Origin of the sequence: Bathymodiolus platifrons methanotrophic gill symbiont, assembly GCF_002189065.1 — a bacterium.
Classification (GTDB): Bacteria; Pseudomonadota; Gammaproteobacteria; order Methylococcales; family Methylomonadaceae; genus Methyloprofundus.
Genome location: NZ_BDMN01000535.1, coordinates 1 through 1558 on the forward strand (window position 1 = coordinate 1; position 1558 = coordinate 1558).

The 1558-nt window shown below is 36.6% G+C and carries 2 protein-coding genes; one reads left to right on the forward strand and one right to left on the reverse strand.

What is annotated here, in order from left to right:
• Positions 1-237: transposase domain-containing protein (locus tag CDZ78_RS20200; RefSeq protein WP_167374429.1), on the forward strand; the 237-nt coding region annotated here is incomplete at its 5' end.
• A 35-nt stretch (positions 238-272) separates the two neighbouring features.
• Here CDZ78_RS20200 and CDZ78_RS20205 read toward each other — a convergent pair.
• Positions 273-1442: a DEAD/DEAH box helicase family protein gene (locus CDZ78_RS20205; protein WP_087871557.1), complete on the reverse strand. Its 1170-nt coding sequence runs from the start codon at positions 1440-1442 to the stop codon at positions 273-275.
• Between the last annotated feature and the right edge of the window lie 116 nt (positions 1443-1558).

The following is a 1558-nucleotide window of genomic DNA, read 5'->3' on the forward strand; positions in this document are numbered from 1 at the left end:
AAGCCGTTTGTGATTGGCCGTAAAAACTGGTTATTTAATCAAACTCCACGCGGCGCTAATGCCAGCGCACTACTTTACAGTCTTGTGCAGACAGCGATAGCCAATAACCTAGAGCCTTTTGATTACTTAAAGTATTTACTCACCGCACTACCCAAGCTTGGTAGGCACTATAAGCCAGAGGCATTGGATCAGTTTTTACCCTGGAACCTGACTGAAAAAATCAAGCCTTTAAAGTAAGTGGCGTAGCTTGTCTAGGTGGGAAGAATCGACGCTTACAAAGTAAAAGCCCCTTTATCTGTTTTACGAAAATCATTTAAAGATTCAGAAAACTTTTCTGTCGTTGGAGGTTTTGATATTTCTTCCCATTTTTCAGATGCTGAATAACTTGGGACAGCTATAATTATTTTCTTGTCTTGGGAAAATTCTTTAATATATTCAGGAGAGAATCCACCTTTAACTTTTTGTCCATTAATTATTAGGCGTTCACCATTACCAGCATCATTAGAAGGCACAACCGTTTTTGAGGGCTTCCGTCCAAATGCTCTTATGAACTCAGTTTGAGATTGTAATGTTGCTGATAAATAAATTCGTTTAATAGGCCGTTCAAAAATATCTAATGCCAAGGATGGGAGAAATGGTGGAGAAAGCTCGAAAACTCCACGAGTAAAAATTGCAGAACATGCTTCAATGTGGTCTTTTATATGACTAAAAGCATAAGTTAAATTCTTATCATCTTTGATATTGTGTTTTTCAAATAATTTTAAAAGCTGTGATTTTCGCTGCTGTAGTCCTCTAGGAGCAACAAATGCTGTCGTTTGTTCACCGAGATTCACGCTATCTTTAAATTTACCGAGAATGTTTAATTCCTTAAAATGCGGCATAAACAAGAGATATATTTCATTAAAAAGTTCTGGGTAATCGTTGCAATTAATTCTCACAGTGAAAGCATCTCTTAAAATACCTTCTGCAACATGAGCATCATCAAATATTACAGCACGAGGAAAAAACTTACGCCGAAGAGTGCTATGTCCATTAAATAATGCTTGATAAGTTGTAATACAAAATGATTTTCCAGTTTCAAATAAATCATTACCGAAACCTCTTTTGACACGAGTTGTATAAGGCATGCCAATTCTCCTAGCTTCGGTTGCTGTTTGTTTGACCAAATCAATGGTAGAACAAACATAAATTACATTTTCAACACCTTCGTTCACCAAGCTTTGGGCAATAAGTAAACCTACAATTGTTTTTCCAGCTCCAGTGTTAAGTGAAACAAGAACATCACTGCTATCTCTAACTAAATTCCATTTTTTCAAAGCTTCAGTTTGACCACGCCACAGATCATTTGGTGTGCTTTCTAAGCTAGGAAGACTTTCAAATAACTTTATAGGATCAACAGGTGCTGTTTTTTTTGTTGTCGTTCTTAATTGAGAAAAATCCAATGTTTTATACCTAATTTATTGTTTCAACGTAAGCGTCAATTAAACCACGCATTCGCTGAAAATCATGGAAACGGAGCCTAAGCGAAGTGATGATTTTTAGTCCGCGATAGCCGTAG